Origin of the sequence: Calothrix sp. NIES-2100 (genome assembly GCF_963875285.1) — a bacterium.
GTDB lineage: Bacteria > Cyanobacteriota > Cyanobacteriia > Cyanobacteriales > Nostocaceae > Aulosira.
The window spans coordinates 2998322-3023589 of sequence record NZ_CAWNLA010000001.1 but is presented as its reverse complement, the minus strand read 5'-3'; the positions used below and the strand labels follow the sequence as shown (position 1 = coordinate 3023589).

The following is a 25268-nucleotide window of genomic DNA, read 5'->3' as shown; positions in this document are numbered from 1 at the left end:
GCGCTCAACAGCCTTTTTTACTTATGACATATTGGTGGAGGCCAGTCTAGGGGCTGGGGATTGGGGATGAGGAGACTGTTGACTGTTGACGGTTGACTGTTGACTGTTGACGGTTGACGGCGATCGCTGAGCAAAGCCGAAGTGTTGACTCTTGACTCTAGCCCTTTCAAGGTGGGTAAAAATTTTGCTCAAAAAATCTCTTTTTAATCTCTTATCTCTGTGTCCTCTGTGTCTGGAGTGGTTAAATAAATTACTATTTTAACCGCAGAGTCCGCAGAGAGCGCAGAGAAAAAACGGATTTTACGAGTCACCTTGAAAGGGGTACTCTTGACTCTTGACTCTTGACTCTTGACTCTTGACAAATTACTTTAAGCCTCCGGATTCATTCTGGTTGTATTTAAATTTTGAATTTTGAATTCTAAATTGTCTCTGGATCTATATTTAATTCTCGCAGTTTAGCAGCCAATTTCTCTGCTGTTTCTTCTGGGGTTGGTACTAGCTTTCCGGCTGGTGTAAAAAATCGTAAGAGTCCCTGATAAATTCCTAAATATAAACCAAGCTGCTGACTCCATAAATGTCCTTGAGCATTCGGTTCTAGGGGTTGGTATTGACCATCAACTAGGTGAAACCCTGCAAATTCTAGTGTGTAGGGGTCAAACCAAAAATAATCAGGGGTGCGAAAGGTATCTTGATAAATCTTTTTCTTTAAATCTTTGTCTGTATTCGCTGTTGATTCAGAAAGAATTTCGAGAATAAAGTGAGGATATTTGCCATCTTCTTCCCACACTACCCAACTCTTACGGGTTTTACGTTCGGTGTCTAGTACAACAAAAAAATCAGGGCCGCGAAAGCTCTCGGTTTTAAGTTTTTTCCAGCTGTAATAAATAGTCAGATTGCCAGCAGCGTAGAAATCCGTTCTGTCTCGCCACAACCATTCCAGACATTTAAGTAAGAGGATTATTTGCTCTAGATGCAGTTCAGTTTCTAAGGGAGGCTCATCGCTGTATAAGTCACCTGGAGGAAGAATAACATCTTCTTGGATGTCTTGGGCAGTGTCTAATTCTTTGGCGAGGGACATGGTTATGACATTGCGATTTATGGGTTTATTTTAACGTTAGGGGCTAGGGGCTAGAGGCTAGAGGCTAGGGGTTAGGGGGATAAGCTGGACATTTCCCTATAGTTTATCTGCCTTCTGCCTCCTGCCTTCTTTATTTTCCAGTTTTCGGTTTGAGAGCTAACAACATTTCTACTTGACTGATAGATTTATCAGGACTAGTAGCAGTTACACCTAAACCGCGAATGGAACTTAGTATGGCGATCGCTTGTGGTGGTACGGGTTGAATTGGGGGAAAACCATTAACTATAGTCATTGTTTTGTCCATATCCAGGTAGAAGTAGCCGCCATTGGGTTTTTGTAAGGAACCGGTCACGGCTTTAAAGGTGTCGCTATTGTCGAGAGATTGGTTTTTATTGTCTGCGATCGCATTGGTAATCGGACTACCAAGAGCTACAAATACAGTATCTTGATCTAGCCACCCATGAGCTAGTAAAGCTCCTTGTTGGGGAATTTGCCATTCAGTGATGTTTTTCCCGCCGATGTTTCTTTGCGCAACGTTGACCAGTCGCTTTTTGATCAGCTCGTCTAGTTTGCTGAGAGTGCTTTCTGCTGTTTTGCGATCGCTAGTTTTAAATAAGAAAGCTCCCCCAACACCAAAACTGCCTAATATACCTTGATTAGATGGCATTGCGCCTACAGCAAATTCTCCATCCATCCAGCCCAGAATTTCTTTATCTAAATCCAAATTGGCGAATGATTTTATTTGTTGGCGGACTTGTGCCACTGTTTGGTTAAATTCGGGATAATCTTTTGATTGTTTTAGCACGGTTGACCAAGCACTGCTAATACCTTGTCCGTTGACTAAAGCAAAGGTATCAGAAGGAAGTTGCCCAACTATTTTAGCCGGCGTATTTTGATACTGGAATGTTTTTAGTTGGGGATCTAAATTAGCGATCGCTTTAAAGCGCAAACCTGCATCGTCAACACCCACACCCGCCACCACAGATTTCACTTGCTGCAACTGCTTCAGGCTTTGGGGTGGTAATTTCGACACTTGGGAATTAGCGGCGGCTAACTGAAGAGCCATATCCCCATAGTCTGGTATGTAAATTTGAGCGAGGGTATTTTTTACATCCACACTTTTGCTCAGAATGCTATTTGCACCTTCTTTACTGGCAAAGGAAGGCTGACCTTTAAAAGTGTCAATTACCTGTTCTATGGCTTGCTTTTGGGGAGCTAATACTAATTGGCTCTCATTTAAAACTACGCTATAAGTCGCTTGTCCTTGATCTGTAGTTTCTGTAATTTTGACACCTTTATACTCAGTTTCCTGGAATTGAATATCTTTTTGGGCTTTCAATTTGTTAAAAAAGTTTAAAGCCGCAAGTTTGTCTTTGATTACCACTACTTGCAACAGATTCGGTTTCGACTGTAATTTGGCTGTGCCATTAGGTGCAGTGATCGGTGGATTAAATTGTGCTGGTTGAACTGGATTCGGTGGTAGCACAGCCACCATCACACCACCTACCCAAGGTTTTATATCTTTCTCTAAAGAAATATTACTATTTTTTAACATTTCTGGAACAAATGACTCTAAACCTTTGGCAACTAGCTGTTGTGCTTCTGTTGTGCCAAACTGCTGCAACTTTGCCCAAGCTTGCGGGTCAGTGGAGATGTAAGTTGCCATGATTGCGGAAGAAGGTACTACTTTCGCGCTGCCTATAGCACCCGCGCTATCAGAAACCGGGCTGCCTTTAAAATACATATAGGCAGCGATACCTCCTGTCAGAACTACAGCTACACCAATAGCAGGAATTAAAAACTTTGTTTTACTTGCAGTCATTATCGTTATCCTCTCTGGTGTCAATTGTCATGAAGGCTTGTAAAAACGTCATTGTAGAGTTTTCGGAATTATTTATAATTTTTACTAATTTAGTGGTATCCACTGAGAAAATTAGTAATACTAGACACCTGCCCTTGTGAACTAATCTGAGACTTATTACAACAAAGTGAGAAGCAAATCCGTAAAGACTATGTTATTTAACTTAAAAAATAGGCTGTTACTATTGAGCAGACTATCCTAAGCTATAAAAATACTTGGAAGTATTTGTACTTAAGTGGCATCTATGTCAACAGAGTGCAAGCTATCAACTTACATCAGGGAAAGCATATAAGGTAGAGAAAGGGGGAAAGATTAAAAATTCGTAACTAAGTTTCACCCCAGGGATTAAGACCCCATCTGAAACTGGGTAGACTAGAGAGTCCTTGGACTTCTCGCTTGTTTCTTAATTACGAATGACGTAGACACCCTCTGGGTGGCTTACTGAGAGGTTGTTTGAAAAGTGATTGGCTGTGATTATAAGTACTTTCAGATCCCCCCTAGCCCCCCTTAAAAAGGGGGGAACTGGACTCAAAGTCCCCCTTAATAAGGGGAGCCACTGCGCCCTTGCGGGTTTCCCGACTTGTTCGCGCAGCGTCTCCCCTTGGGAGAAGCAAGTGGCGTGGATTTAGGGGGATCTAGAATTTTTTGCTACCGACGACAGGACTTTTAAAACATCCTCTGAAGGGAATTACGAATTACGTTAATTCTGATCCTCAATCCCCAAAATCCTTCTTTGACTGTTGAGTTGATTTGGCTTTATGCCGATCGCACTATTTTTTTGACTACATCCAGCCCGTTTTATCAAGATATAAGGTTAGTACGCATCAATGTCCCATTTTTATTTTGATACAGAAAATAACGGTCACAGATCTTTTGAGTTACCAGGAGCAAAACCCCATTACAATCCCGATCGCCCTGGACAAGTAGAGCATATTTTTTTAGATCTGAGTTTGGATATTCCTCACCAAAGTTATTCTGGCAGTTGCAGCATTCGCCTGTCGCCAATCCGCAATGGAATTGATAGTTTGACGTTGGATGCTGTCAACCTGAATATTCAATCTGTGCAGGTGGATGAGGTAGAGGAAAAGTTTGACTACGATGGCGAAAAGCTAGCGATCGCACTTTCAACTCCGACGCAGGTGGGTACGCGGTTACTAATTGCGATCGCCTACTCTGTGGAAAAACCCCAACGCGGGATTTACTTTATTCAACCAGACAAACACTACCCCAACAAGCCTACCCAAGTCTGGACACAAGGAGAAGACGAAGATTCTCGCTTTTGGTTTCCTTGCTTCGACTATCCCGGACAACTTTCTACTTCGGAAATTCGCGTCCGTGTTCCTAAACATTTGATGGCGATTTCCAACGGCGAACTGATTGAGACGAAGGAAGATGGTAAATATAAAATCTACCATTGGTCACAACAAGAAATTCATCCTACCTACTTAATGACATTGGCGATTGGCGACTTTGCCGAAATTCGCGATGAATGGCGAGGTAAACCCGTCACTTATTATGTAGAAAAGGGTAGAGAAGCAGATGCAAAACGCAGCATGGGCAAAACTCCCCGCATGATTGAGTTTTTAAGTGAAAAGTATGGTTATACCTATGCTTTTCCGAAATACGCCCAGGTTTGCGTCGATGATTTTATTTTCGGCGGGATGGAAAACACCTCTGCAACTTTATTAACCGATCGCTGTTTAATAGATGAACGCGCCGCTTTAGATAATCGCAACACCGAAAGTTTAGTTGTTCACGAATTAGCACACCAATGGTTTGGTGATTTGCTAGTAATTAAACATTGGTCTCATGCTTGGATTAAAGAAGGAATGGCTTCTTATTCTGAGGTCATGTGGACAGAACAGGAATATGGTAGCCAAGAAGCAGCATACTATCGATTATTAGAAGCGCGAAGTTACTTTAGTGAAGATAGTGGACGTTACCGCCGACCGATGGTAACTCACGTTTACCGCGAAGCAATTGAACTTTATGACCGCCATATTTACGAAAAAGGTTCTTGTGTTTATCACATGATTCGGGCGGAATTAGGAGAGGAATTGTTCTGGCCAGCAATTCACACCTTTGTTCAGGATAATGCCCATAAAACTGTGGAAACAGTAGACTTATTAAGGGCTATTGAAAAAGCAACGGGAAGGAACTTAACCTTCCTCTTTGACCAGTACGTTTATCGTGGTGGACATCCTGATTTTAAAGTGGCTTATGCTTGGGATGGCGATGCAAATTTAGCCAAAGTAACTGTAACTCAAACTCAAGCCAAAGATAATAACAGTAAAGAGTTATTTGACTTAAAAATTCCCATCGGCTTTGGTTATAGCGAATCAAGTGCATCTCCCCAACTCAAAACATTTACCGTCAGGGTAAATGAACGGGAACAAAGTTTCTATTTTCCCTTAGAAACCAAACCTCAATTTATCAGTTTTGATGTCGGGAATAATTATCTGAAAACTGTCACTTTGGAATACCCAATTCCCGAATTAAAAGCGCAGTTAGAATTTGATCCCGATCCTCTGTCTCGGATTTACGCTGCTGAAGCTTTAGCCAAGAAAGGAGGATTAGAAGCCACAAAAGTTTTATCTGCGGCGTTAAAAAATGAGTCATTTTGGGGTGTGCGTGTCGAAGTCGCCAAACAACTAGCCGAAATCAAATTGGATCAAGCTTTTGATGGGTTAGTTATTGGCTTAGAAGATAAAAGTTCTTATGTGCGTCGCGCTGTTGTCGATGCGCTGGCGAAAACCAAAACTGCTGAAAGTTATAAAGCTATCAAAGGCTTAGTGCAAGATGGCGATCCCAGCTACTATGTAGAATCAGCAGCTTGTCGTGTCATTGGCGCGATCGCTGCTGCAAACTTAGACGAAAAACCCAAAGAAGAAAAAGTCCTGAAACTGCTGAAATCTGTTTTAGAAGAAAGACAAGGCTGGAATGAAGTAGTTCGCAGTGGGGCGATCGCTGGTTTAGCCGAACTCAAAACCTCAGAACCAGCATTAAACTTGTTGCTGGAATACACCAAACCCGGTGTCCCCCAAGCCTTACGCCTCGCGACAATCCGCGCTTTAGGCAAAATTTCTGTCGGGCAAAATCCCGTCAATTTAGAACGGATTTTAGAAAGACTAGCAGAACTAGCCAAAGAAACCTTCTTCTTAACCCAAGTCGCCGTAGTCATCGCCTTAGGACAAATGGAGACACCAAAAGCCATTGGCATATTGCGATCGCTAGCCGATCAAACACCAGATGGGCGTGTGCGACGCTATGCTGATGAAGAGATTAAGCGAGTGCAAGGTAATATTGGCACAGAAAATGCCCTGCGGAATTTGCGTGAAGAACTCGATCAAGTTAAGCAGCAAAATCAGGAATTGCGAAGCCGCTTAGAAAATTTGGAAGCTAAATCAAAGAGTTCTGCATCCTAATTAAATCTGCACAATTCATCAATTAAACAGGTAGGGGCACAACAATGTTGTGCCCTTATAATTATTCGTACTGATACCGATTATCTATAAACTCGCACTAAATAATTACATCCCTCTTCTTTCTCTTCTCTTGGCGTTCTTCTCTACGAGACGCTAACCCCGCATTTCTCACAAAAAGTAGGGGCGGGTTCACAGATATGCTCTCGTAATTTACGATTATCTGGCTTAACCCGCCCCTACGGCTGTGGACACGGAGAAGAAAAAATCTCGTGAGAAATCCGGGTAACGCGAAGGCATCTTGGCGGTTTATTTTCACCGCTCGAACTGTATATTTCTTTGACCGAACAATTTTAGATTTTAGATTTTGGCTTAATATGAAAATCTAAAATCGAGTGACGTTGATTACCTTGCTTGACATTGTCTATAGTAGATAGGGACTCAATTAAGTTGGATTTTAATCTACCCAACAACTTGAATCTTAGCCCTTCTCACCGAAGTTTCAAGTACTTAAACCACTACCGTTGTTCTTGCTGCTGCTTGCCGAACTTACGTTTAGTCACCCGATATTTCAGGAATCGCTATAACTCTTGCAAAAGTCTTTTGTGATATGAGAGTCAATCGGCTGTGATGCAGTCACAATTACCAAAGTATGAATTGCCAAAGGAGCGAAACTGATGAGTTCATTTGTGCTTGGTTTTCAATATGTTGATAAAACAAAACTCTCCTTTGTTGGGGGTAAAGGCGCAAACTTGGGTGAACTTTCCCAGATTGAAGGAATCCGCGTACCGGATGGCTTTTGTATTTCTACTGAAGCTTTTAAAAGAATCATTGGGGAAACGTCGTCGATTAACGAATTACTCGACCAGTTATCGCATCTGAAGGTAGAAGACCGTCATAAAATCGGTGAACTTAGCGGTGAGATTCGCTCTTTCATCGAAGGCATAACCATTCCTCAAGATATTAATGAAGAGATCGCCCGCCACCTCTCCAGGCTTGGAGAAAAAAATGCTTATGCAGTACGATCCAGCGCAACCGCAGAGGATTTACCCACGGCCTCCTTTGCCGGACAGCAGGATACGTATTTGAACATTATTGGAAAGGAGGCAATTCTAAAGCATATCAGCAAGTGCTGGGCATCGCTATTTACCGAGAGGGCAGTAATTTACCGCCTTCAAAACGGCTTCGACCACCGTAAAGTTCACCTGTCTGTGGTTGTTCAGAAGATGGTCTTTCCCCAGGTGGCAGGAATTTTGTTTACTGCCGATCCCGTCACGTCTAATAGGAAGGTGTTATCCATTGATGCCAGCTTCGGACTTGGTGAGGCTATGGTCAGAGGCATTGTGAATACTGATATCTATAAAGTGTGTAACGGCAAGGTTATTGATAAAAAGATATCCACCAAGAAACTGGCTATTTATGCCTTAAAAGATGGCGGTACAAAAGAACAGGAGATTGATCCTGAGCAGCAGAATTGGCAAGCACTAACGGATGAGCAGATTTTGCAGCTTGAGCGCATCGGTCGAACGATCGAAGCACATTTCGGCAGTCCCCAAGACATTGAATGGTGTTTAGTCGATGACACGTTTTATATTGTCCAGAGTCGGCCGATCACGACTTTATTCCCGATTCCTAAAACGAGCGATCGCGAAAATCACGTCTATGTATCTGTCGGTCACAACCAAATGATGACCGATGCCATGAAACCATTGGGATTGTCTTTTTTCCTGTTAATGACCCATGCACCCATGCACACTGCTGGTGGAAGGTTGTTTGTTGATGTTACAGCGACGCTGGCTTCACCTGTCAGTAGAGAAACAGTATTAAACGTCACATTGGGCAAATCCGATCCGCTCATGAAAGACGCACTTACAACCATCCTAGAGCGGGGAGATTTTATAAAATCGTTACCCGACGATCGGAGTTCCGGCAAAAGCGGTAAAGGTCGATCGCCTGCGGATTTTCAAACCCTAAACGACTACGATCCGGCGATTGTTGCTGATTTGATTCAACAGAGTCAAACCTCGACCGACGCGTTAAAACAAACCATCCAAACAAAATCAGGATCGGATCTGTTTGATTTTATCCTGGAAGATATCCAGCAATTAAAAAAGACCAACGCTGATTCACAGAGTTTTGGTGTGCTTATGACTGGGATGAATGCTTCCTCCTGGATCAATGAAAAAATGAACGAGTGGTTAGGCGAAAAAAACGCAGCGGATACACTTTCTCAATCAGCACCCAACAATATTACGTCGGAAATGGGTCTGGCACTATTGGATGTTGCGGATGCGATTCGTCCTTACCCGGAAGTCATTGAGTATTTGCAACAGGTAAAAGAGGATAACTTTCTAGGTGAATTGGTGAAGCTTGAGGGTGGACAGGAAGCCCAGAACGCGATCGCTACTTTTCTTCACAAATACGGAATGCGATGTGTTGGAGAAATCGATCTTACGAGAACTCGTTGGAGCGAAAACCCAACCACACTTGTTCCGATGATTCTCAGTAACATCAAAAATTTTGAGCCTGGTGAAAGCGAGCGTAAATTTGAGCAAGGGCAACAGTCAGCTTTAAAGAAAGAACAAGAGTTATTAGAGCGATTGAAGCAATTACCGGATGGTGAACAAAAGTCCGAAGAGACAAAACGAATGATCCGCCTAATCCGGAATTTCATCGGTTATCGTGAATATCCAAAATACGGCATAGTTAATCGCTACTTCGTTTATAAGCAGGCTTTACTGAAAGAAGCTGAACAACTTGTACAAGCCAACGTTATTCATGAAAAAGAAGATATATACTATCTCACTTTTGAAGAACTTCGCGAAGTCGTATGCACAAATAAACTTGATTACCACATTATCAGCAAACGAAAAGACGATTACAAATTCTATGAAAAACTAACTCCCCCACGTATTATCACGTCTGACGGTGAAATCATTGCGGGTAAGTACAAACGAGAAAATTTCCTAGATGAAGCTATTGTAGGTCTACCTGTTTCTACCGGAGTTATAGAGGGACGAGCGCGTGTCATCTTAAACATGGAAGATGCCAATCTAGAAGATGGAGATATATTAGTCACCTCCTTTACTGACCCTAGCTGGACACCATTGTTTGTATCCATAAAAGGTCTAGTCACCGAAGTTGGTGGACTGATGACTCATGGAGCAGTTATCGCACGAGAATATGGCATAAGTGCAGTTGTGGGAGTGGAGAATGCTACCAAGCTGATCAAAGACGGACAGAGAATCCGGGTGAATGGAACAGAAGGGTATGTAGAAATCCTATATTAGAGCGAAAATTCCCAAATTGGATTTTAAATATTGAGGATTAATCTTTCTGTTAATGTGGTAGCTTAACAATTCATTCAAGCCAATAGCGTTTATCGGCACGGCTTAATTCAAGCGTTATTCAGACTATGAACGACTACCCGAATTCAATCAACCACTGCCCGAATTTACAGCAGTTTTCACGTAGTTGAACCACACTCTCAGGGCACAGCACTGCTGTGCCCCTACGCCAAATGTGGTTTATTTACAGGAAGATGCTGTAAGTTGATATCAGTAAACATTGTTGTGCCCTGAAAATTACAGCAGTAATCACAGTGCATCAACGGATCACCTGAAAGTTAGATAAACCGTTGAGTTGAACCATTGTTTCGCCCAAATCCAGAATTAGTTGATTTTGATTCTTACTGGTGTATGCGCCGTAACTCCCTCCCAGTTTGTTAAGAACCCCGGTTAAATCAGCTAAATCTTCCAGATTCGTAACTCGCAGCGCACCGAGATGACCATAACGATTAGTTTTATCAAGTCCGGCAGCCGTCCAAGCTTGGGCAACTGGCATAATATTGTTGATATACAGTGCGTCAGTTTCTGGGTTAAAGTCTGTGATAGTATCCATACCGCCATCTCTGCCGTCGATATAAAAAATATCATTCCCGGAACCGCCTGTTAGATCATCATTACCTTTACCACCCACTAGTAAATCGTTACCATTCTGACCAGATAGTCTGTCTAAACCATCTTTGCCGATTAGTACATCGTCTTTATCTTCACCCTGGAATTTATTGTTGCCAGCATCACCTGAGATGAAGATGCTAGATTGACGTTTATTAGAGAAATTCTTATTACCAGAAATCTCCCTGAGTACAATGTCGTAAATGCCTTGTTGAGCTGCTTGGGAAGCTTTATCGGGACTGGTAAAGCGCGTCCAAAAATTATGATCTGCATAACCTAAATCCTCAGTTCGCTGCAAATCTCCCCATACCAGATTGCCTAAATCAGTCAAAATCTCTGTATTAGTACTATTGAAATAATCAGCATGTCCGCCCTTTCCATAGGTTAAATCATTGTTATCATTAGCTTTTCCTACCCAAGCAATTCGTCCAATCTCCCGTGACTCAGCTGCCAACATCATATTGACGCTCGCTTGCGTAACGTTTTTTCCGACATTTTCAGAGCCGTATTCCCCGACTATGACGGGAATATCCTGAGCCTGGAGTTTATCGAAATAAGCCCCAATATCCTGGTTCATCCACTGGTCGTAAACGTGGATTGAAAACACTATATTTTCGTTACCTGCAATAATATTGTGAGCATCACTAGCAATTGTCTGAGTTTGATAGTCTTGTCCCCACGCTTCTCCATCGATCACAATGACATTGTTAGCACCTTCAGATCGGATGATGTCAATTAATTGACGGTGATAATCTACCCATTTTTCAGGTTGAGCTTTACTGTTTCCCGGCTCGTTGTGTAAGTTAAACCAAACATAGGGATTATCTTTAAACTCCCTCGCCATGTCGCGCCAATAGTCTTTGAGAATTTCCCATTGATCGCCTTCGTAATATCCACCAATGCGATCGTGAGCGTCAAAAATGACTACTGCATCTTGACTCGTATAAACATTGACAATCTTGTGGTTTGTTTGATAATTGTCCTGTGCAGGGTGGGGCTGATTATAACTTCCTAATAAATAGTTAGGAACTCTAATAGTGTTAAAACCCCAAGTATCTAAATAAACAGAATAATCTTTATCCCAGGTGAAGGTATTGATTCCTTTGGCAATAAATTCTTGTCCATTGGGGTCATAAATTTTATTTCCAATTATCTTAAAATTATCAAATTTTAAGGATGTCAACATCACATTGACATTCTCTTGCGTAAAATCTTCTCCTTCATTGTCAGAGTCGTCTTCCCCGAACATGATGGGGTCATCCTGAGTACGGAGTTGAGATACATAAGCCCCAAGATTCTTATATCCATCGATGCGATCGCCAACTTTAAACATGACTACCGCATCTTGAATCGTATAAATATCTACAATGTTTTGGTAGGTTTGAATCTTTGCCTGTGAAGGTTGAGGTGGATTATTACTTGCCAATAAATTGTGAGAATAACTAATAGAGTTCAATCCCCAAATATCTAAATAAATATGATAAATATCATCCCAGTTGAAGGGATAGATGCTTTTGGCAATAAATTCTTGTCCATTGGGTGTCTGAACATTTGATAGGTTGGAAGTGGTAGATGGCATTTCTCTAAAAAGGTTATGAATGACAATTCAATACTTTCAGTTTTGCAAAATTCAAACAACGTAAAATCTACCGATATAAATATTTAATAAAAACCCTTATATTTACTTATTAATTTATATTAACAAATTGATATATTAGTAATATAATATCCAAAAAACGTGTGAATTTTTTGAGAGATAAATGAAGGGTAATGTAGATGGATTATAAGGCTCAACTAGCTGGCAATTGTTGAACACTATCCAGATACAACCAAGCTGAATACTGTGAGTAATGGGTTATGAATAACAATGATTAGGTCAGTATAATTACGATTTGTAGGGAATAACAAAAACAAAAACTAACAATACACCAAATCTTTTACTGATGATAGTAATTATGAGATTGAGCATGAGCAATAGATAATAGTAATACCAATTTGAAAAAAGAATGCGACAGATTGTAGGGGCACGGCACTGCCGTGCCCTCTAGAATATTATTGATTGATGTGTCGCAAACATTATTTGATTTGGTATAAACTGATCGCAAACAATCAAAACTATAAATAAAATTTCTCTTATTTTGGAGTTTATCGGCGTAATTCTGATGCACAAAAGACAATTCAGGCTGTTAACTATGCTGTTTGCAGCCATACTAGTAATCAGCCTCATCGCAGTGCAAAGTCATTCTCTCAAAGCGGCTTCACCTTTAGGTAAGGACTCGCTGACGATGGTTACTTCCCCAGATTACCCACCTTACGAGTTTTATGATACTCAAGGCGGTGAAAGACAAATTGTTGGCTTTGATGTAGATATTGCCAAAAGTCTGGCGCAAAAACTGGGGTTTAAACTCAACATAATGGAATCGGATTTTAATGGATTAATTCCTGCACTCCAAGCAAATCGCGCTGATTTTGTGATGGCGGGGATGACTCCTACCCCAGAACGCAAGAAAAATGTCGATTTTTCGATTATTTATTACGAAGCCAAAGATACTATTGTCGCTCCTAAAAATAGCAATCTCAAACAGCCGCCAGATTTAGCCGGGAAAAAAGTTGGCGTTCAATTGGGAACTATTCAAGAACAAAATGCCAAAAAAATTGCTCAAAAAGTTAAAGGTATTCAACTCAAGCAACTAAATAAAGTCCCGGAAATTATTCAAGAAATTAAATCAGGGCGAATTGATGCTGCAATTGTTGAGGATACTGTAGCTAAAGGATTTGCTCAAGCTAACCCAGAATTAGAGTTTAACGTCATTCCTTCCGAAGAGGCGAGTGGATCGGCGATCGCATTTCCTAAGGGTTCGGCTTTTGTCCAACCTTTTAATCAAGGTTTGCAACAAATGAAGGACAATGGCGAACTTGAAAAATTAGTTACTAAGTGGTTTACGCAAAGTACCTCCGCCCCGACTTTATCCTCACCTGCTAAAGGCGGTTTAAATCTAGACTTTACCCGCATTCTTCCGGAAATTCCCTTTATCCTCAAAGGTATCCCCCTAACCTTATTATTTACACTCTTCTCCGTATTTCTCGGCTTAATTTGGGGTACAGTTCTCTCTTTATGCAAAATTACCGGCATCAAGCCTCTTACCTGGCTGGCTAACGCTTACACCTCTGTATTTCGTGGCACACCTTTATTATTACAATTGGCGTTGGTTTACTATGCCACACCCCAGCTTACAGGCTATGACATCTCAGCTTTACAAGCGGGGGTGTTAACTTTTACACTTAACTCTGGGGCTTATATGTCGGAAACCATCAGGGGTGGAATTCAAGCTGTAGATAAAGGACAAACTGAAGCGGCGTTGTCGATGGGTGTTCCTTACCAATTGATGATGTGGGACATTATTCTACCCCAAGCGTTGAAAAACATTCTTCCCGCATTGGTAAATGAAACTATTGGACTATTGAAAGATTCGGCTTTAGTCTCAACAATTGGTGTAGTGGAAATATTACGCAGCGCCCAAATTGTTGGTGCAAATAAATATATTTACTTTGAACCACTGCTGTTTGCTGGGTTCATCTACTATGTTTTAGTTATGGGTCTTACCTTTGCTGCATCGGTTTTAGAAAGGAGATTGAGACAAAGTGAGTAAAGTCCTTATTCGTACAGAATTTTTGTGCAAATCCTTTGGCAAACTTGATGTACTCAAAGATATTTCTACAGAGATTAACCAAGGTGAAGTGGTGGCGATTCTTGGCCCTTCTGGTTCTGGTAAATCTACCTTTCTTCGGTGCTTGAATTTGTTAGAACATCCAACTAGAGGCAAAATTTATTTTCACGATCGAGAAATTACTAATCCTAAAATCAATATTGCTCAGGTTCGCCAACAGTTGGTGATGGTGTTTCAACACTTTAATTTATTTCCCCACATGACAGTAATGCAAAATGTCACCTATGCGCCGATTAAAGTTAAGGGAGTAGATAAAGAGTTAGCCAAAACTAAAGGACTGGAGTTACTGACAAAAGTAGGTTTAGCCGAAAAAGCAGATGTCTACCCATCTAAATTATCAGGCGGACAGAAACAAAGAGTAGCGATCGCCCGCGCTTTGGCGATGGAACCAGAGATGATTTTATTTGATGAACCCACTTCAGCTTTAGATCCGGAAATGGTTAAAGATGTGCTGGAAGTGATGCAAGCTTTAGCCCACACAGGAATTACAATGGCGATTGTCACCCATGAAATGGGATTCGCCAGAGAAGTCGCCAGTCGGATTATGTTTCTCGATAGAGGAATTTTGGCAGAAGATACCACTCCTAGCCAATTCTTCCACAATCCCCAGTGCGATCGCGCCCAGCAATTCTTAGAAAAAATGCTCTAGTAGGCAACAATTTTGCTAACTCCAACCTGACTCAAACTCAGACAAAAATACCCCTATCTAAAGTAAGAATTTGAAAAAATTTTTAGATATCTGCAAGTAGCTACGCCTATAAGCTCACTTTCCGCTTTCCTGCAACCTTCTGCCACGATTATCTGCTCTCTCACACTCTTCATTGATAAGCATTTTTTATATAATTTATGGTTTTTTTATATATTTTAGAAGTTTAGTTTGACGAATTAAAAGTAATATTAAGTTTAAAATGTTAAAGAATCCTGACATTGAATCATAATTAAATCAACTTCTTAAGTTTGCATTTCTGGGTAGATGTAAATCTTTCCCTAAAAATGCTGATTTATGCATTGAGAGCCTTGTCTAGCAAAATTGCGATTTAGGCTAAATTTTTGCATGTTAAATTCAGCAATTATTCAAGCTTGAGACATTCTTTTACCAATGAAATTGGCGGAATTTCCTTTGTTTATTCCTAAATTTTAGGGTTCGCAAGGTAGGTATTGTGCAGCTAACTTTTCCCAGTTTGCTGTTTTTTGATGTGGTTAGTCATGAGAATTTAAAAAGCCTATGTTACCCAAAGAGCGAATTAATTACACCTATCTGCCCAGGTTAAATTACAAAAGCATTTCATCAAAATGGAAAAATTACTGTGTTAAGCTCTGCGGAACTAAGCGTTCAGTACCTATAGATAGACCCCATCATAAACATATTTTCTGGTCTTGGCTGGGTAGTTTTATTGGCATAGCCGCCACAGCTTACCTTTCTGTGAAAACCAACTCACCACTGTTGATGGCTCCCTTTGGTGCCACCAGCGTTTTAATATTTGGCATACCTGACAGTCCTTTAGCCCAACCCCGGAATGTGATTGGCGGTAATCTGATAGCTGCCTTAGTTAGCCTAACTATTTTGCATCTTTTCGGTTCCGAACCTTGGGCTATGGGAATGGCTGTCGCTACCGCCATAGGGATGATGCAGTTTACCGGAACTTTACACCCGCCTTCAGGAGCAGTTGCATTAGTTGTCATGATGACAAAAGCTCAATGGCAATTTCTGCTAACACCTGCACTGGAAGGTTCCGTAATTCTGGTACTCTGTGCTGTAGTTTTCAATAACCTTGCACAAGAGAGGACTTATCCCAAACACTGGCTGTAACTTGTTACACACCTAAGTAAGCACATTAAGAAAGCAAGAGAGTAGAGGGACAGGAAAGCAGAGGAGCGTATCGGCAAGTTTTAGGCTTTATTGTGCCTTTATTGCCCATAGAGCTTCTCTATTACTCAAATTTTGGGTAATTTCACCTCTTTAAGAGCAGATTACGGTTATCTTTACATTGGCTTACAGTAATTACTGACTTTTTATTACCGCCAAGGCGATCGCTCTTGGACTAATATAGGTAATTGGTGATACAGCTAAATTAACTTTTTAAGGGAATACACAGGAGAAAAATTATGAAATTTGGTATTGATATGGGACACAATTGCCCTCCTGATACAGGAGCGCCAGGTATTCAAAAAGAAGATCATTTAACTAAAGCAGTGGGTACGCTGCTAATACAAAAATTAACAGCAGCTGGTCATACTGTGATTGATTGCACTCCTAAGACAGCTAATAGTGTCAAGGATTCTTTGCAGCAAAGAACTAATAAAGCGAATGCAAATAATGTGAATATTTTTGTTTCTATTCATTTTAATGCATTCAATAATAAAGTTCATGGCACAGAAGTTTTCGCTATGAGTAACGCCTCAAAAGGTATAGCGCAATCAGTTCTCAAAGAGATTGCAAAACTAGGGTTTGCCACTCGAGGCGTTAAAAATACACCTCTATTTGTCTTGAGAAATACACAAATGCCAGCTATTTTAGTTGAGTGCTGCTTTTGTGATTCCCAAACAGATATGGATATCTTTGATGCTGAAAAAATGGCTGAAGCCATCAAAGATGGATTAATTGGTGATTCAGGGGAAGATACAGCCAAATCTAATAAAGATCACATTTTGGAGATTAAAACGCCAACTGTGTTAAAACCATCTACAGATCAATCCTCAGATTTACCTCAAGAAACTCTAATTGATATTGCTCCCGGAAAATACCAAGTATTAGATGCTCGTTTTGAAGAACAGCATTATTGGGTAAAGTGGCCTGACAAAACCCAAGGAAACCGAGACGTACATTTTGTTTTTGCTGGACACTGCAAAATTCTCTAAGGGAACTCCAAAAAATAAATTATGCCAAATTGTAGGGGCGGGGTAACCCATTGGTGTCAACTTAACGTGAAACCCTTGCCTGGATATGATTTGATACAAAATCACGTACCACCAAGATCCGCGCTACCCCACCCCAGTTTTGCTGACGCAAAACGTCCCCTCCCCGTAAACGGGGAGGGGATTGAGGGGTGGGGTAAAATGCCTGTGGAATAAGCGTTTTGACTTAAGTTGACACCAATGCGGGGTTACCCCGCCCCTACGAGTTGCGGGTTTGGTAGGTTAATGATTGGAATATTTTTTTATTTGGAAGTCCCTAAGAGGATGTTTTAAAAGTCCTCTGCTTGGTAGCAAAACATTATAGATCCCCCTAAATCCCCCTTTTTAAGGGGGACTTTGAGAGATTTTCCCCCCTTTTTAAGGGGGGCTAGGGGGGATCAACCAGTGCTGAAAATCACAGCCAATTACTTTTCAAACAACCTCTAAGAGAATCTTTCTCAACTTGCAAAATTTGCTCAAAACCTCTCTCCTACAAGGAGAGAGGTTTTGAAATATTAATTTTCCATTCCCTTATAAAGTATAGCTGTTGACTGTTGACTGTTGACTGACTTGAAAGCCTTTTATTGTCAGGGTTTTATTTTAGCTTGATGTCCTAATCTATCTGGCTACAGCTATAAGTAGGCGCGATTAAACCGAACTATGTAAAGCTTTGTCGGGGGAAGGGGAAAGGGAGACAAGGATGACAAATGACAACTGACAACTGACAACCACCGCAGATTTACGCAGAAATATCTAGCCAACTAATTGCGCTGATTATGTTTAATTACCGAGGTTATAGTATAATGAGGTGTGATACCCCCGATCCTAGATAAGGGAAATTACTGTATTATTTAGTCAAATAACTTAGCTGAAAATATTCTCTGGTAAAAATAACTAGTGAATATAAGTAGCCGGCTCATAGGGTTACAACTATCGACCACAGATTTTGATCTCTGCTTAATGGTTCAGTGGTATGCGACCTAATATTAAGAAGGTAAGGCATAATACCAATTCTCTAAAATTCGGCAACAGATTCCAGCCCTAAAAACTAGATCGTGTCGGATTTTGGTAATTACGAATTACGAATTACGAATTACTAATTGATATCAGCCCTACCTACAATTAATCTGCATTTGTGTGAATTGTAAAGTTGTAGATTGTTTGCGACTTCGACCGCAAATTTTGTAAAAAATTTATTTTTTACAGTTTTACAGTTTCTGTCCTGTATAAATTGAGCGCACTTCGCCATTACGACGAACGATCGCTTCCCCGTTACTGACATCTACTAATGTCCAACCACTTGAACCGATGCTTTCACCAATAGCAAAGCGCTGTGTAGTGCCGTCAACTTTAAACAAAGCCGCAGACTTAGTTCCTAACTCTAGTATTCCCTCTAGGATATGGCTAGGAATAGGTTGTGTAGCGCTTGACACAGCCTGTTCCTGGGATACAGTAGTCACGGATGCTATAGGTGTAGGCAGTTGTGGGATTGCAGCACGGAAGGGCACAACTGGTAATGTCGGCAGCAGATTGGATGATTGCCCAACTACAATCGGTGCAGTGCGTACACTCACGGGTTTGAGATCTGGGCGCACAGCAGCAGCAAACATGTTGACGCTGACAGGTTTAGCTGGTTTCTTTTGAGAATTCAACGCCTGTTTCACCGCACCAGGACGGGACGTATTTGATACCGCCGCTACAGGTGATTTGGCTTTGGGAATACCAGGAAGTTGGGGTGGTGCATAGCGCATGGGGGCTGGTGCTTGATAAACAGGTATATATATCCGCTCAACAATATTTTTTGTGATTTTCCGGTCTGGTGGTGTATTATTTATTGCCAGAGTTTGTGGTAATCTTAAACTCTTTTGCTCGCTAGCCACAGCTAAGGCTGTTGACTTGGGAATTTCGCTCAGGGTAATTCCAGGGCTGGCGGAGCTTTGATTGTTTTTGGGTTTTTGCTGCTCAATTATTGACAATGCGCCTAGCATATAGTCAACCAACTCAGCTTGGACATCAACTTTTGTTGGCAACTGCTGCTGCGGTGCTTCGACATATGCGGACGTAATTGGCTTAGAAGTTGCCAAAGTTAGCAATTTCGAGTTGAACAAGTAGATAATACCAGCGATCGCCACACCGATAATGGTTGTTCCCACAATCAGCAATGTGCCAAAAGGACTCTTGGTTTTCTTCAACTTGCGAATCACTGCTTTTTTCGCAGGAGTGTCAACCACTACCTTGCTGAAAGGCTTTTCCCTCATTTGGGAAACTCCTTCTACAGCTTGATGCAGTTCATCTGGTAAAACAATCTGCGGCATTTTCACTGTTTGCAGAGGCACATACTCTACATTCACAGTTTGGTGGGGGAAATCCCCAGTAGCATCCAGAACATTGTCGAGGTCGGCAAAGATGTCATCCATCAAGCCATCAGCGTAGACTTCAATCGTCCAAGGCTCGTTGGCGATCAATTCATCTGATGGTTCTGGAATAATGAGATGAGTGCTGGCTTCTTTTAACATAAGGCTTGTGGGTGGTAGCTGCGAGGACGGATCAATAACGCCCCTACTGCCTGGGAAACAGGATTTTCTGTGAAATGTCCAATCTTCCGTCCAAACTAGACGAGTTGATTGTTTTGTGGTATTAAATTCAACTTAGAATCTAGAGACTGCTGATGATGCCATTTCTTGATCCATGTCATCTATCATACCCATCTCCTCCCTACTACTATACTCAAGCTTCATGAAGTTTTTTTGAAGCCAAAGCTGAAAACTCTGATTGGCTCTTTGTTTTACGTAATTCTAGATATATTAATAAAGCATTAACATCTGCTGGGTTTACGCCACCTATACGTGCTGCTTGACCGATTGTCAGTGGTTTTACTTTACTTAACTTTTCTCGCGCTTCTTTAGAAAGGGTATCAATTGTTGTGTAATCTAAATCAGCGGGTAACTGGCGGTGCGCCTGACGGGCAATCTGCTCAATCTGATGTTGTTGCCTAGCCAGATAGCCAGAATACTTAATGTCAATTTCTGCGCCTTCTTTCTCAACAGCTTTCAGGCTCTTATTTCCCAGTCCGTATCTATCGAGATTGATGTAGTGGAATCCCGGACGGCGTAGTAAGTCAGCTAAAGTAATTGAGCCTTTAATTGCTTGTTGGGTATCAGCTGCGATCGCTCTTCCTATTTCATCATGTTCTTTTACCCTTGTCCCGTGTAGCCGTTCTTTTTCAGCAATAATCTGTGCTTGTTTGCGGGTATATAAATCCCAACGGCGATCGTCAATTAAGCCAATTTCCCGTCCCAAAGGTGTCAATCGTTGGTCAGCATTGTCAGAACGGAGTATTAATCTGTACTCAGACCTGCTAGTAAGCATACGGTAAGGTTCACGTAAGTCTTTAGTACACAGGTCATCCACCAATGTCCCTATGTAACTTTGCTCACGCGGAAACACAATCATCTCCTGACCGCGCACAAACCGCGCCGCGTTTACACCCGCCACAAATCCTTGGGCTGCTGCTTCTTCATAGCCTGTTGTCCCGTTAATTTGTCCAGCACAAAACAGCCCCGCAATCTTTTTCGTCATCAGTGTGGGATAACACTGAGTTGCAGGTAAATAATCATATTCCACAGCATAAGCCGGACGTAGCATCACACAGTTTTCCAAACCGGGAAGACTCCGCAACATTTGGATTTGCAAATTTTCCGGTAACCCTGTGGAAAACCCTTGAATGTAAAGTTCGGGAATATCCCTGCCTTCTGGTTCAATAAAGATTTGATGGCTTTCTTTATCAGCAAAGCGGACAATCTTATCTTCAATACTGGGACAATAACGCGGCCCCTTCGCTTCTACCCAACCACCATATACAGGCGACAAATGTAAATTTTCTTGAATCAGGCGATGGGTTTCGGCGGTAGTGCGGGTAATGTAGCAAGGCATTTGCTCTCTTTCTACCCAGACTTCCGGGTCAAAGCTAAACCAGCGTACTTCTTCATCCCCTGGCTGGTGAGACATTTTACTGTAGTCCACCGATCGCTTGTCTACCCGTGCAGGTGTACCAGTTTTTAGTCTGCCGGTTTCAAAACCCAGGCGATTCAAAGTTTCTGTTAAGCCTTCCGCCGCAAATTCTCCGGCGCGTCCCGCCGCCATCGACTTATTCCCCACCCAAATCTTACCACCCAAAAACGTCCCAGTCGTCAAGATAACTGCTGTACACTTGAAAGTCACACCAAAGTAAGTCTCAACGCCAATGACTTCATCATTAGCACCCAGCACTAAGTCTGTTACCATTCCCTCGCGGATTGTTAAATTCTCTTGATTCTCGACAATCCCCTTCATCACGGCTGCGTATTCCCGCTTATCCGTCTGGGCGCGTAAAGCCCACACTGCTGGCCCCCGTGAAGAATTGAGAATCCGCTTTTGCAGGTAAGTCCTGTCTGCCATCTTCCCAATTTCCCCACCCAGGGCATCAACTTCATGGGTTAATTGGGATTTAGCAGGGCCACCCACTGCGGGATTGCATGGTTGCCAAGCAATTTTATCTAAATTCAGCGTCAACAGCATAGTCCGACAACCGAGGCGGGCAGTAGCAAGGGCTGCTTCACAACCGGAGTGACCTGCACCGACGACAATAACATCAAAAGCGTCTTGCTCAAAAGCTGTTTTGGCAATGGAATTGTGCATGGTCATACTTACAAAGTTAACAAACTTAGAGTTATTTTCAATTTTAGCTGATACCGTAGTTTCATGGATGTGCTTTGAATTGCCACCTGTGAAACCATTCAACAATTAAAAATTATTTATTCCTCATCAAATAACCTGACTAGTCTATACAATAAGATTTTATTTACATAACTTAATCATTATGGGAATATGCAACGAATCCTGCGGAAATTAGCCTTACTTACAATTATTTTCCTGATTACTTTTACTCTAGTTGCTAGTAATGGAATTGCTCACCATCAAACAGTTATTCAGACTGCACAATTTAACAATTGCTTAAATAATGCGCAATGTTTAGTTACTCCCGAACCGACAACTTCACCCACTCCAATTGCACCATTTACTCCCAATCCCGAATTAAACGAGCAACAGCGGTTTTTGTCGGCTATTGCGATTAAATTACCAGCAATTCCCCAACCTGGTACTTATGAATATATTTTATTGCGTAAATATGGAGCAGTATTTGTCAATCAAGAGCCAGAAATTAAACTACCAGAAAAAGTTATCTTGGCTAACGAACAAGAAACTCAGGAATTTCAATCAACGCTGACGATGATTAAAGTTGATGGTACTAACGATTGTTATTTACAACAAGCAGCAGGATTAGCTTTAAATAAAGCCAAAAAAATCCAAAAAATTCCGCTCAAATCAGGTTATGGTAGCGGTGATTGTACTCGCACTTTTACCACAAATCTCCGATTTTGGCAAAAATATGCTAATGATAGAACTTTAGAGAAAGTACGCCAGGGTAAGGAAACAGCAATTTTAGGGATAGTTGCACCACCTGGAACATCACAACATCTTTGGGGATTAGCCATTGATTTACGTGTATCCAGTCAAAAGCAAAGACAAGCTTTAAATCAAAATGGCTGGTTTCAAACTGTAGAAAGTGATATTCCCCATTGGACTTATTTAGGTTTAACTGAATCACAATTACCTCTGTTTGGTTTTCAGAAGAAATTGGTGAGAGAAATTACCTATTGGGTAACACCAATCTAGTTAATTCGTAATTCGTAATTCGTAATTCGTAATTAGGAAATTTGGACAATAAACCTTAAATTGTAGGGTAGGTTATAAGAGGTTGTTTGAAAAGTGGTTGGCTGTATCTTCACACTAATCGATCCCCCCTAGCCCCCCTTTTCAAGGGGGGGGGAAAACTTCTTAAAGTCCCCCTTAAAAAGGGGGATAATGGGGGGATCTAAAACGTTTTGCTACCCACGACAGGACTTTTCAAACATCCTCTAAACCTCGTCCATTTTGAAACCTGGAGTAGGACGGAAAGCCCGCTACGAAGAGTAGGGAGCAAGATGCTCCCACTACTTTTAAAACTATGGTTCTCAAAATAGATGTGGTTTAGCAAAGCTTAAGGCACAGTCTCAAATTATTTTATAGCCAATACGGTTCAGTTAAGACTACCACTTTCAATGAACCAGCTTCTCTGGGAGACGCTGCTCGTTCACGTAGTGTCTCGTAGAGAAGGCGGTACGTTAAAAAAATCTTTTCACAACTCATACCAATTCAACGTGAAGTTGCACATATCTCGATCCCCCTATATCCCCCTTAAAAAGGGGGACTTTAATAGATGTTTTTCCAGTTCCCCCCTTAATAAGGGGGGCTAGGGGGGATCGAATTCTATGCAGCTTCATAAAAAATTGGTATCAGATAGGATTGCTATATTTAAAATGTTTGCTATTACAAGGAAAAATCTCAAAACCAAAGATGAACATCTCTATTCCCTAGCCCCTATTTTCAAGATTGTTTTAATTGAGTCCATCACGAAAAAACACCATTTTATTGATGCAGTGATAATTGATATTTTAAATACCTTAATTGTGAATCGCCCACCTAGCGAACATCTACGTAGCGTAACTCGGCATTTTGAGTGACTTCATCAACATTTTGCAAATAGGTTTTAATTGCTTCTTTGATATTCTCTAAGGCCTCTTCTTCTGTTTCTCCCAAAGTCCAACATCCTGGTAAAGCAGGACACCAAATCGCATATCCTATCTTCGTTTTATTTAATTTGACTTTGTAACGCATATCTAAATAACCGCTTTTGTTTGTTATTCTAACTTCTTAAATTAAACAAAAATCGATCATGTGATACTGCACAAACTGGAACTATTAATTCTCAGGATGAGATTTGAGTATTTAGGGACACAAATCCTGAGCTTAGCCAAAAAAAAGAAGTTTATTGGGATTTATAAGGAGAAGCTACAAATTGCAGTAATTTTAATTGATTATTTTCCCATTTGTAGTAAAAACGCCCAATTCCTTTTTCTTGGTCTTTACCTCCAGCTTGACCAACAATTATGAGTAACTTGCTATTAGCACGATAGTGTAAACCACCGTCAGGTCTGGGAGGACTATATCCAGCACCACGTTGATCGTGATAACCATAAAGTTGTTTGGGTAGATATACTTGACCTGTCTTGAGATCGACGATCGCAGCTGTATCTACACCGCCCATAGCCCGATTGAGATGATCGGCGATCGCATAATGTCCAGCAAAATTCGTACCTTGATTAACACTCGCGTTCAGTTGCGGTTCGTAGTCTTTGATTTCTGGCGTGCTGGCGGTTAGAGTAGCTGGTTTTCCTTGAAATACTGGCTTTGCTGGATAATTCTGAAAATGCGGCTGTGAAACGCGAGTTTGCTGCTGGGATGCTGCCAATATTGGTATATTTTGGTTGACTACACTTAAGCCGATGAGTGTAGTCAAAGCAGCAATGGTCAAATTACGTTGTAACATTAAATGCCTACTCTACTAATAATTATAATTAATTTGTTTAGATTAACTACAAGCTCAGTGATGAAATTCCCTAAAATGATTTTCAGTAAGTTGTGATTTTGCACAGCAGGTGAAAACCATTTGCCAATGCTAAATATACTTATATGTATAGTGATAATTTAACTGGTTGAAAAGTAGAGTTTTGGATCAAAACCTATCTCATATCAAAGTGAATGCTTTCCGGCTAGGATAATAATTATTACAATAAAAGCACATACCTGAATCTGGAGTGCTGGCAGTGGGCTTATTTGATGATTTAAGTCGGTTTCTGGAAAACCGTTTAGAAGAATTCTTGCGTAATAATCCACATTTGGAATTAGAAGCACTGTTAGAACAGCTGCGGGAGCAAGAGGAAGATACTTTAAAGCTGGTTGCAGATTTACAATTACAGGAGAAGCGATCGCAAGAGGACATTCTGTCTACAGCGCAAGAAATTCAGCGTTGGCACATCCGTGTTCAAAAGGCAAAAGCTGCTGGTAGAGAGGATTTAGCCGTTGCAGCCCAAGAACGAGAAGCCGCCTTATTGCGCGAAGGTAATCAGCGCTGGGGACAGATGCAAGGGTTAAAAGAACGCATTAACCAATCTAAGGAATTACTACAAAAAATTCAAGTTCGACGACAAGAGGTACAATCCAAAGCTACCGCAGCGCAACAAGCCCGTGCAACAGCACAAGCGCAACAGCGTTTAGAAACGGATGGTTGGTCAAAAGCAACTAGCAGTTATTCTAGTAGTTTTGACGACTTAGAAGACAAGTTTCGCCGTTGGGAAACCCAAGATGAGTTGGAACAAATGAAACGTAATTTGGGTAAATAAATAGAAA

General features: G+C 41.3%; 16 protein-coding genes. 8 read left to right on the top strand and 8 right to left on the bottom strand.

The genetic code is table 11. From position 1 onward, the window contains the following. Positions 1-17 precede the first annotated feature (17 nt). The 3 genes from AACU32_RS12785 to AACU32_RS12775 all read right to left on the bottom strand — a co-directional run bounded on the left by AACU32_RS12785 (position 18) and on the right by AACU32_RS12775 (position 2900). A complete protein-coding gene (locus AACU32_RS12785) occupies positions 18-170 on the bottom strand; it encodes a hypothetical protein (RefSeq protein WP_339377826.1) in 153 nt (50 codons plus the stop codon). A gap of 248 nt (positions 171-418) precedes the next feature. Beyond that, positions 419-1078, bottom strand: coding sequence for a Uma2 family endonuclease (locus tag AACU32_RS12780; protein ID WP_096600013.1), 660 nt, complete (start codon positions 1076-1078; stop codon positions 419-421). A 130-nt stretch (positions 1079-1208) separates the two neighbouring features. Beyond that, positions 1209-2900: a DUF3352 domain-containing protein gene (locus tag AACU32_RS12775; RefSeq protein ID WP_096600011.1), complete on the bottom strand. Its 1692-nt coding sequence runs from the start codon at positions 2898-2900 to the stop codon at positions 1209-1211. A gap of 866 nt (positions 2901-3766) precedes the next feature. Between AACU32_RS12775 and AACU32_RS12770 the strand changes: the two genes are divergently transcribed. Continuing rightward, positions 3767-6364 carry a M1 family metallopeptidase gene (locus AACU32_RS12770; RefSeq protein WP_096600009.1) on the top strand — a complete coding sequence of 866 codons (2598 nt, stop codon included), beginning with the start codon at positions 3767-3769 and terminating at the stop codon, positions 6362-6364. Positions 6365-7038: 674 nt separating this feature from the next. After that, positions 7039-9651, top strand: coding sequence for a phosphoenolpyruvate synthase (gene ppsA / locus AACU32_RS12765; protein WP_096600007.1), 2613 nt, complete (start codon positions 7039-7041; stop codon positions 9649-9651). Between the two features lie 316 nt (positions 9652-9967). On the opposite strand, the gene AACU32_RS12760 is transcribed toward ppsA, so the two are convergent. Next, positions 9968-11896, bottom strand: a complete 1929-nt coding sequence (locus AACU32_RS12760; protein WP_096600005.1) for a cellulase family glycosylhydrolase — start codon at positions 11894-11896, stop codon at positions 9968-9970. 583 nt (positions 11897-12479) lie between these two features. Between AACU32_RS12760 and AACU32_RS12755 the strand changes: the two genes are divergently transcribed. The 4 genes from AACU32_RS12755 to AACU32_RS12740 all read left to right on the top strand — a co-directional run bounded on the left by AACU32_RS12755 (position 12480) and on the right by AACU32_RS12740 (position 16904). Continuing rightward, positions 12480-13967, top strand: a complete 1488-nt coding sequence (locus AACU32_RS12755; protein ID WP_096600003.1) for an ABC transporter permease subunit — start codon at positions 12480-12482, stop codon at positions 13965-13967. Beyond that, positions 13960-14694, top strand: coding sequence for an amino acid ABC transporter ATP-binding protein (locus tag AACU32_RS12750; protein WP_096600001.1), 735 nt, complete (start codon positions 13960-13962; stop codon positions 14692-14694). Before AACU32_RS12755 ends, AACU32_RS12750 begins: the two co-directional genes overlap by 8 nt. Before the next feature lie 576 nt (positions 14695-15270). Then, positions 15271-15855 (top strand): HPP family protein, encoded by a 585-nt coding sequence (locus AACU32_RS12745; protein ID WP_096599999.1) that lies wholly within the window; start codon positions 15271-15273, stop codon positions 15853-15855. Between the two features lie 296 nt (positions 15856-16151). Beyond that, the gene (locus AACU32_RS12740) at positions 16152-16904 is read left to right on the top strand and encodes an N-acetylmuramoyl-L-alanine amidase (RefSeq protein WP_096599997.1); all 753 of its coding nucleotides are present in this window, start codon (positions 16152-16154) and stop codon (positions 16902-16904) included. Between the two features lie 1244 nt (positions 16905-18148). On the opposite strand, the gene AACU32_RS12735 is transcribed toward AACU32_RS12740, so the two are convergent. Then, positions 18149-19456 (bottom strand): hypothetical protein, encoded by a 1308-nt coding sequence (locus AACU32_RS12735; RefSeq protein WP_096599995.1) that lies wholly within the window; start codon positions 19454-19456, stop codon positions 18149-18151. A gap of 211 nt (positions 19457-19667) precedes the next feature. After that, positions 19668-21623 carry a tRNA uridine-5-carboxymethylaminomethyl(34) synthesis enzyme MnmG gene (gene mnmG / locus AACU32_RS12730; protein WP_096607976.1) on the bottom strand — a complete coding sequence of 652 codons (1956 nt, stop codon included), beginning with the start codon at positions 21621-21623 and terminating at the stop codon, positions 19668-19670. A 183-nt stretch (positions 21624-21806) separates the two neighbouring features. Here mnmG and AACU32_RS12725 point away from each other — a divergent pair, with 183 nt between their 5' ends. After that, positions 21807-22655, top strand: coding sequence for a D-alanyl-D-alanine carboxypeptidase family protein (locus AACU32_RS12725; RefSeq protein WP_096599993.1), 849 nt, complete (start codon positions 21807-21809; stop codon positions 22653-22655). Positions 22656-23501: 846 nt separating this feature from the next. On the opposite strand, the gene AACU32_RS12720 is transcribed toward AACU32_RS12725, so the two are convergent. Next, positions 23502-23696 (bottom strand): type II toxin-antitoxin system HicB family antitoxin, encoded by a 195-nt coding sequence (locus AACU32_RS12720; RefSeq protein ID WP_096599992.1) that lies wholly within the window; start codon positions 23694-23696, stop codon positions 23502-23504. 151 nt (positions 23697-23847) lie between these two features. Next, positions 23848-24408, bottom strand: coding sequence for a hypothetical protein (locus AACU32_RS12715; protein WP_096599990.1), 561 nt, complete (start codon positions 24406-24408; stop codon positions 23848-23850). 277 nt (positions 24409-24685) lie between these two features. Between AACU32_RS12715 and AACU32_RS12710 the strand changes: the two genes are divergently transcribed. After that, a complete protein-coding gene (locus AACU32_RS12710) occupies positions 24686-25261 on the top strand; it encodes a TIGR04376 family protein (protein ID WP_096607975.1) in 576 nt (191 codons plus the stop codon). The last annotated feature ends 7 nt before the right edge of the window (positions 25262-25268 follow it).

Coding starts and splice junctions, on each gene's coding strand:
- AACU32_RS12780 (WP_096600013.1), bottom strand. CDS start 1,078: ATGTCCCTCGCCAAAGAATTAGACACTGCCCAAGACATCCAAGAAGAT.
- AACU32_RS12775 (WP_096600011.1), bottom strand. CDS start 2,900: ATGACTGCAAGTAAAACAAAGTTTTTAATTCCTGCTATTGGTGTAGCT.
- AACU32_RS12770 (WP_096600009.1), top strand. CDS start 3,767: ATGTCCCATTTTTATTTTGATACAGAAAATAACGGTCACAGATCTTTT.
- ppsA (WP_096600007.1), top strand. CDS start 7,039: ATGAGTTCATTTGTGCTTGGTTTTCAATATGTTGATAAAACAAAACTC.
- AACU32_RS12760 (WP_096600005.1), bottom strand. CDS start 11,896: ATGCCATCTACCACTTCCAACCTATCAAATGTTCAGACACCCAATGGA.
- AACU32_RS12755 (WP_096600003.1), top strand. CDS start 12,480: ATGCACAAAAGACAATTCAGGCTGTTAACTATGCTGTTTGCAGCCATA.
- AACU32_RS12745 (WP_096599999.1), top strand. CDS start 15,271: ATGTTACCCAAAGAGCGAATTAATTACACCTATCTGCCCAGGTTAAAT.
- AACU32_RS12740 (WP_096599997.1), top strand. CDS start 16,152: ATGAAATTTGGTATTGATATGGGACACAATTGCCCTCCTGATACAGGA.
- AACU32_RS12735 (WP_096599995.1), bottom strand. CDS start 19,456: ATGTTAAAAGAAGCCAGCACTCATCTCATTATTCCAGAACCATCAGAT.
- mnmG (WP_096607976.1), bottom strand. CDS start 21,623: ATGACCATGCACAATTCCATTGCCAAAACAGCTTTTGAGCAAGACGCT.
- AACU32_RS12725 (WP_096599993.1), top strand. CDS start 21,807: ATGCAACGAATCCTGCGGAAATTAGCCTTACTTACAATTATTTTCCTG.
- AACU32_RS12720 (WP_096599992.1), bottom strand. CDS start 23,696: ATGCGTTACAAAGTCAAATTAAATAAAACGAAGATAGGATATGCGATT.
- AACU32_RS12715 (WP_096599990.1), bottom strand. CDS start 24,408: ATGTTACAACGTAATTTGACCATTGCTGCTTTGACTACACTCATCGGC.